Source organism: Bacillus sp. UNC437CL72CviS29, assembly GCF_000482345.1.
GTDB classification, from domain to species: Bacteria; Bacillota; Bacilli; order Bacillales; family Bacillaceae_G; genus Bacillus_A; species Bacillus_A arachidis.
This window is the reverse complement of the sequence record NZ_AXVB01000032.1, coordinates 24,912-32,082: the sequence shown is the minus strand read 5'-3', so window position 1 is coordinate 32,082 and position 7,171 is coordinate 24,912. Positions and strand designations below refer to the sequence as shown.

The window sequence follows — 7,171 nt, the reverse complement described above, 5'->3', positions numbered from 1 at the left end:
TTGCATGGGAATGGTGGAGAACAATTATTAATGAACAAAATGTTCCATTAACAAATGAAATAAAAGTTTCAATTGGAGGAACAACATTATACCCAAGTGCTAATATTAGTCATTAGGTAAAAGTGAAGCGCCCTGTAAACAGGGCGCTTTTTCAAATATATCATACTTCTCTATATAATTGTTGTAGCTATCACCTCTCAAAAATAAGTATTTTCTGAACAATCTGATATCAAACGATTTTCGCTGTTTTTTTGCTGGAAACTTCCACAAAAACTCACTCTAGAAACTATGTCCTAAAAATGTACGTTTTAGATTTGTTGTATGTAGTCTTAAGTGAGCCCTTCAACTCGTCTGTAAAAGTATACTTTTAAGAACACATTTATTTCTTTTGAACTACTCACCACTTAACGTCCTTACGGACTATTTGAAGTGGGAGATTCCTAAGTACAGAGTTCTATCGAACTCTAATGGATATTAGGCTATCCCCGTAGTTCCTACGGTTAAGAGACGAATTGCTTCGTTTCTAAGATTGAGCGCTGCATTCCAATCTCTATGGTGATGTGTGTCACAAGAAGGACAATCCCACTCACGAATTGTTAGGTTTTTAACATCTTTGTTTTTGTATCCACAATTGGAACATAACTGACTAGAGGCAAATGTTTTAGATACCACCACAACTTGTTTGCCATACCATTTCGCTTTATATTCCAGCATAGTTCGAAATTGTGACCAAGATACTTCACTAATCGCTTTTGCAAGTTTTCCATTTTTGAGCATGTTACTGACTTGTAAGTCTTCCATACCGATGACATCTTGGTTTTTGATGACTTCAGTAGAGAGTTTATGTAAGTAATCAGCTCTTGTATTTGCAATATGTTCATGGATTCTCGCAACTTTCACGCGTTGTTTATTCCAGTTCGAAGAACCTTTCGTTCTTCTGGAAAGGATACGCTGTGCTCTCGCTAACTTTTCTTCTAATATACGGAAAAATTTAGGGTTCTTGTATGTTGTTCCATCAGAAAGAATAGCAAAATCTTTTAATCCAACATCAATTCCACAATTGGATTCAGTTTTAGGTATTTCTTGTACTTTTGTTTCGACAAGGACAGATACAAAGTATCTACCACTTGTGTTGCGTCGAATCGTTGCATTTAAAATACGACTTTCTACTTCACGACTTTTGGCAAAACGAACCATGCCAAGTTTCGGTAATTTCATTTTGTTGCCTACAATTGCAATATTTTCGTTCGTTTGTTTGGTTGTGTATGACTGAACTTTATTCTTTTTAGACTTGAATCGTGGAATATCATTCTGTTTCTTGAAAAAACGTGAAAAAGCATCTGCGAGGTTTTTTAATGTGGATTGAAGGGCAATACTATCGACTTCTTTTAACCAAATCGTATCCTGTTTCTTTTTTAATTGAGTTAGCTCGGCAGAGCAAGAAGGATAGGTTAATCCTTTTCCTGTTTCTTTATAGGTATCATTCCAAAGAGCAAGAAAATGGTTAAATACAAAGCGGCTGCACCCAATCGTTTTAGCAATTAATATTTCTTGTTTCTTATTCGGATAGATACGAAATTTATATGCCTTATTTACTAACATGGGTTGCACCTCACTTTTTGGTATGATAGCTACAGTATACTAAAAAACGTAGGCTTACGCCTACCGCCATTCATCTCCCACCTAAAATTGGTGTTTCACACCTTCGTATTTTTGAGGAAGGAGTCTTCTGGCGGAACATGATAAATTTGTACGAGGAAAGGGGAAAGTTCAAGAGAATATTGAAACCTTTCTCATATCACAATATAATATGGAACAACGTTCGGGAAAGTATATATTCTATGTTCCTTACACCACAATTTCAGATTTAGAACAAAAGGTAGATAGTATAATTCGTGCAATTGATTTTGAAGCGGATTTACAAAACTGTTTTACAGAGTTAGATGTGCACTGTGATGAATTGGAGCTACAATGGTAAAAGTAGCATTTGCTTGTATAGAGAGTTTAATTATAAAATAATAATAAGAAAAGTAAGACAGGGAGAGGAAATCCATGTCCACAAAATTAGTAAATTTACGCATTGATTTTGCTTTTAAACAGTTATTCGGCACAAAAGGGAATGAAGAGATATTAACCGGATTTCTAAACGCAATCTTAGAAGAGTCTTTGGATGTACCTATTAAATCTCTACAACTAGAAGATCCTCATCTTCATAAATCTTATGAAGATGATAAGTTATCAATATTAGACTTATTAGCAACACTAGATAATGGGACGCAAGTAAACATAGAAATTCAGCTTCGGAATACACATGATATGGTAAAGCGATCTTTATATTATTGGAGTAAACTCTATACGTCCCAAATGCAAGAAGGGATGCCATATCGTTCCCTTCGGAAAACCATCACCATTAACTTATTAGATTTTATGTTATTTTCTGACGATGAAGCATTTCATACCATCGGACAATTATGGAATACAAAATCGCAACAGGTATTAAGTGACGATATTGAAATCCATTTTGTAGAGATACCGAAATTGATCAAACAGTGGCGTGAAGAAAAAGTAAACCCATGGGAAAATACATTTGTTCGATGGATGTTATTACTACCAGCACATGAAGATGAACATTTAACTCAAACATTGGAGGAGATTGCAATGAATCAAGATCCAATTTTACAAAAAGCAATAAATAAATGGGAAAATATGAGCCATGACTCCTCTTTCCGAACAGCCTACGAGGCTCGTGAGAAGCTACTTCTTGATGAACAGGCTAAGTTGGCTCACGCTCGTGAAGAAGGTTTAGAGGAAGGTTTAGAAAAAGGGATTCAAAAAGGCCTTCAAAAGGGGATCCAAAAAGGGCGAGAAGAAGGCATAGAACAAGGGAAAATCCAATTAATTTGTGGTATGCATAAGAATGGTATGCCGTTAGAAGACATTGCAAAATTCACTGGTCTAAGTACAGAAGAGATACGAAAATTACTATTATAATTACATGTCATTACAAAAGCTTTGCGAATAATTTCGCAAAGCTTTTTATTATGCTGACTGTACTAAAGATGGGAAGGATCCGTAATGGTATAATGATGTTCGATGGTCACGTAGGCATTTAAAGGATATTTAGTAACTACTAAACCAGGTATTTGTAAGACTCCCAAAGAGGGAATAATGGCTTTCTAATTTGCAGACTTAATATCAAAGTAGTTGCCGTGCTCCAATAAAACTGTTATGGCAATATGCCAAATCACAGGAGTGAGTCAGGCAGTTCTATATCGTAGATTAAAAGAACTTGAATAAAGTTCTTTTTTGATTTGTAATTAAATCCCAGAGTGGCTCCTCATACCCAGAATCGGGTTCTGGTGCAAAAACTTCAGGTCAATTACAAACAATCTCTAAAACCTGGACATACTGAGGTTCTGTTACAAAGTTTTCTACATGAAGCTACACTCTAGAAAACTTTGCAACAGAACCGAAAAAACTGTCTTAATTGCAGCCCTTGCCTCTCCTTTTGTGCGTGGTGAGTGGTACTTTCATTTTACCAATGGATGGTTTCTTTTTGTTTTTTTTGACATATAAAGGGGCAAAATCCCTCAGCCAATTTTCCATGGCTTTTGGGACGGCCCCATGTTCATCAAGCTAAGGATTTGGAACCACCCAAAAATGAAAATTTCACCTTTTAATAGTTATTTATAGAATTCAGCTCATTTTTTTCGTTTTGGGGGAACAATTAATTTCTTAAGTTGATGGGCATGTAAGGTGACCCCTTTAAGCAAAAGTGTAAAAATATCTTTGTTCTGATCGTCAGTTTTTGGATTATAATGTTTTTCATGTACGGAAAAAGCCTGTTACAATGAGAAAATGGCATAGGGTATGAGAAATATAGAGCTATAGAATATATAAGGGAGAGGTTTCATGAAATCAACAGGAGTAACTCGGAAATTAGATAATTTAGGACGTATCGTTATACCAATGGAGTTAAGACGCACCCTGGAAATTGAAGAAAAGACACCATTAGAGATTTATGTAGATGGTGAAAAAATCATCCTAAAAAAATATGAAGCGCATGGTGCGTGTGCAATAACAGGAGAAGTATATGATAAAAATATTGCTTTAGCAGACGGAAAGCTTACGCTAAGCCCGGTAGGTGCAGAGCTTATAATAGAGGAATTACAGAAGAATCTTGTGAAATAATTGGCTCCTTTCATGGAGCTTTTTTAGTGGCTTTGAAATAGCGGTGAACTGTTTATAAGGTCTTGAATTTTTGATTAAACTTTTTGTAAAAGTAAGTTACTAAATATAACGAAACGCCTTTATTTTGATTGGATTTTTCTCAAAATAAAGGCTAGGTATATGGTGAGCAAACACGGGTCACGGGATATTTTTAATCAAACTTTATTTCAAACCAACAGAAGACTCACTTTGATTACTTGAAGTACTTGAATTATTTGAAACCGAAGAACATCCACCTAATAATAAAATACCGATTATAATCGTAATAAATCTAAATTTCATTTTATATCTCCTTTTCAATATGCATTGATTCTAATATAACATAAATTAGAAATCAAATACCCTTAGCGTGGTTTTTTTTTTATGCTGGCGGTACCTCATAAAGTGTGTACATAAATTAATGTTCAATTAATCTTTGAATTTTATCTTTCTGAACATGTATTTATCTTTTAAAAATGCTGCCAAGATAAGTTTTTTTTCCAAAAATGATATGGTGACCCCTATATGGGTCTTTTAAAATCGCAAATTCGGCTCATAAACACCAACAATTCTTATGCTGGTGTTTAAGTAGATAATTATTAATGGGCATGCGGCTGTACCCCAAATGGGGATAACATGTGCAAGAAAATAATCATTTAAGTAACTTAACCATAACATAAAAGCTCTGATTTAAGGGGCTTTTTCTTTTTTCTCAATAAGCAATATAGATAAATATAGTAAAATAAACCTTGCGAGATACATTTGTGGAAAAATGTTATTAAAAGTGAAGTGGTTTAAGTTGGAGAAAGGCGCCTTAGGGTGTCTTTTCTTTTTTTAAAAGGACCTGCTCAATCAAATCGAAACAACATAAAATAAATCTTAACCGTGAAATCACATATATATCCCTATGTTTTCCCTCTTAACTAAAAGGAGGAACTAATATGGGCTTTGGTGGAAGCTGTGGTGGCTTTGGAGGCGGATTTGCTTTACTAATTGTGCTGTTCATCCTGCTAATTATCATTGGTTGCAGTTGTTGGGGCGGCGGATTCGGCGGAGCTTGCTAAAAACAATCAGAAAAGACACTTATATAAGTGTCTTTTCTTTATGAAAAAATCCCTGCAATTGTGATTTTATACTATTTTCATTATAGGGATCACTATATCAGCATTTTTTACTGTAATTTCTGTTCCTAATTCTTCATCTGTCATATACACGTCTTTAGCCATTCGATAAAAACTTAAATCTAATACTTGATCTGTATCTTTATTACTCAAAGTACTCCCCTCTTGTAAAATTTAGTATATTCTAAAATATAGAATAACATTAATGGAGGGTAAATATGGATAAATTAAAAAAGAAAAATGTTATAATTTTAATCATTGTAGCACTTATAACTCTAACCATAGGTTGGACCGCATCATTTATTCATAATGGAAATATCATAAAAGAAAAAGCTACTGAAGTTGCAATACAGCACATGAAAAAAGAAGAGAATATAGATTTTGTTGTAACCGATATCAAAATTGAACACTTAGAACTCGAAGGCTTTATTACAGTCTCAGGATATGATAAAAAGAATAAACAACAAAGACATTACGTTGTAATAAATAAAATTCAAAATTATGAAGTCGCTTATTGGGGATAAGAATAATTATTTCCCAATAAAAAACTCTCACCCTCATAATAATCTATTTGTCCCCCTCTAGCAAAACAGTAAAATCCTATTTTCTCTCTAGTAAAATACAGTTTTTATATGTAATTTCACGTACTATATCCAATTGATAAAATTAATTTCGAAAATAAATAGGGTATATTCTAAATTAATTAAATAAAAAAAGAACTAAAGAATGTTTTCTCTAGTCCTCATTACCTACCAACTTATTATCTATTTCTGAAGTATCTATACCTTCCCCAAACCAATCTTGTAATTTATTTTTAGCCAAATCCTTAACATCTTGATCAATATACATAACAACTTGCATAAGAGCAATTCCTAACGCACCTAAGTCATCTGCATAACCAACCACTGGGATAGCATCTAGAATCAAATCTAAAGGAAAAATAAAATAACCTAAAGCTCCAAGAATAATCCCTTTTGTCTTTATTGGAACAGTATCTTTTTGAAGAGTGTAATACAATAATAAAACTGCATAAACAACATTAGCTCCTACTTTTTTACCATACTTCTTCACTTTATCCCAAAACTTAGAATCTGAATAATGTTTACTAGATCTCGTCAGTTCCTCTTCTAATTTATCCTTTGAATAATCCATGAACAAATCCCCCAGTCTATAATTAATTGTATCAAATCAAATTTTACTAAATACCACTAAGTAAAGATAGTAATCCAAATAATAAAAGGTTTAAGAAGATGAACCCTAGGACACTTAATTTAATTGCTTCATCATTCACCTTATCCTCTATCTAAGTTAGTGGTAATTCCCTTATTTATTCCTCTATCCTAGCAAGTATTTTCCCCAAGTTTTATGAAAACTTATATTTTTCATCTTTTCTTCGAATTTAATGTTGACTGAAGGGTTTAAGGGTTTTTATCATGTGGGAACGATTATGGAACACGGCTGGAAGGCAGATTTATCCCCTATTTTGAAAGATCACAAAAAAGCAATCAGGCAAAATAGATGGATAAGTGTCTTTGTTTTTGTCATGCGGTCACTTATAAGGTATCCGTATGTATAGACCCTGTTCACTCAGCGATTTTCACCGCATACACCCTTTTTCTATGGCTTGTCCTTGTAATATCGTCCCTACACGACAAACTGAATGTACTCCCTAGCACCATAATGCTAACGATAACCACCCGAACCTTTTAGAGAATCGTCCCTGGGCAAGTTCTCGCCCACCCTCACCAAAAGAACAGGATTCCAGTGAGGGGTGCTGTTCTTGTAGGCGTATACTCTGTACCCCCTGCACGACCAACAGCTAGCCACGCCGTAACACGTTC

At 34.2% G+C, this 7,171-nt stretch carries 8 protein-coding genes and 1 pseudogene; 6 read left to right on the top strand and 3 right to left on the bottom strand.

Features of this window, described 5'->3' with window-relative positions:
• A partial coding sequence (locus tag M014_RS30375) for a thiol-activated cytolysin C-terminal domain-containing protein (RefSeq protein WP_139265644.1) occupies positions 1 to 116 on the top strand: 116 nt, incomplete at its 5' end.
• A gap of 358 nt (positions 117 to 474) precedes the next feature.
• On the opposite strand, the gene tnpB is transcribed toward M014_RS30375, so the two are convergent.
• The gene (gene tnpB / locus M014_RS0120030) at positions 475 to 1,602 is read right to left on the bottom strand and encodes an IS200/IS605 family element RNA-guided endonuclease TnpB (protein ID WP_026593281.1); all 1,128 of its coding nucleotides are present in this window, start codon (positions 1,600 to 1,602) and stop codon (positions 475 to 477) included.
• A gap of 136 nt (positions 1,603 to 1,738) precedes the next feature.
• On the opposite strand from tnpB, the pseudogene M014_RS28740 reads away from it, so the two are divergent.
• The 4 genes and pseudogenes from M014_RS28740 to M014_RS28735 all read left to right on the top strand — a co-directional run.
• Positions 1,739 to 1,978: pseudogene (locus M014_RS28740) on the top strand (recombinase family protein); the annotation flags it as partial.
• Positions 1,979 to 2,052: 74 nt separating this feature from the next.
• Positions 2,053 to 2,991 carry an Rpn family recombination-promoting nuclease/putative transposase gene (locus tag M014_RS0120020; protein ID WP_026593280.1) on the top strand — a complete coding sequence of 313 codons (939 nt, stop codon included), beginning with the start codon at positions 2,053 to 2,055 and terminating at the stop codon, positions 2,989 to 2,991.
• A 921-nt stretch (positions 2,992 to 3,912) separates the two neighbouring features.
• The gene (locus M014_RS0120015) at positions 3,913 to 4,191 is read left to right on the top strand and encodes an AbrB/MazE/SpoVT family DNA-binding domain-containing protein (RefSeq protein WP_026593279.1); all 279 of its coding nucleotides are present in this window, start codon (positions 3,913 to 3,915) and stop codon (positions 4,189 to 4,191) included.
• Between the two features lie 959 nt (positions 4,192 to 5,150).
• Positions 5,151 to 5,273, top strand: coding sequence for a YjcZ family sporulation protein (locus tag M014_RS28735; protein WP_081811100.1), 123 nt, complete (start codon positions 5,151 to 5,153; stop codon positions 5,271 to 5,273).
• 66 nt (positions 5,274 to 5,339) lie between these two features.
• Here M014_RS28735 and M014_RS29375 read toward each other — a convergent pair whose 3' ends face one another.
• Positions 5,340 to 5,483, bottom strand: coding sequence for a hypothetical protein (locus M014_RS29375; protein ID WP_155924355.1), 144 nt, complete (start codon positions 5,481 to 5,483; stop codon positions 5,340 to 5,342).
• Between the two features lie 65 nt (positions 5,484 to 5,548).
• Here M014_RS29375 and M014_RS0119995 point away from each other — a divergent pair, with 65 nt between their 5' ends.
• Positions 5,549 to 5,854: a hypothetical protein gene (locus M014_RS0119995; RefSeq protein WP_026593278.1), complete on the top strand. Its 306-nt coding sequence runs from the start codon at positions 5,549 to 5,551 to the stop codon at positions 5,852 to 5,854.
• A gap of 211 nt (positions 5,855 to 6,065) precedes the next feature.
• Here M014_RS0119995 and M014_RS0119990 read toward each other — a convergent pair whose 3' ends face one another.
• Positions 6,066 to 6,482: a YkvA family protein gene (locus M014_RS0119990; protein ID WP_026593277.1), complete on the bottom strand. Its 417-nt coding sequence runs from the start codon at positions 6,480 to 6,482 to the stop codon at positions 6,066 to 6,068.
• Positions 6,483 to 7,171 lie beyond the last annotated feature (689 nt).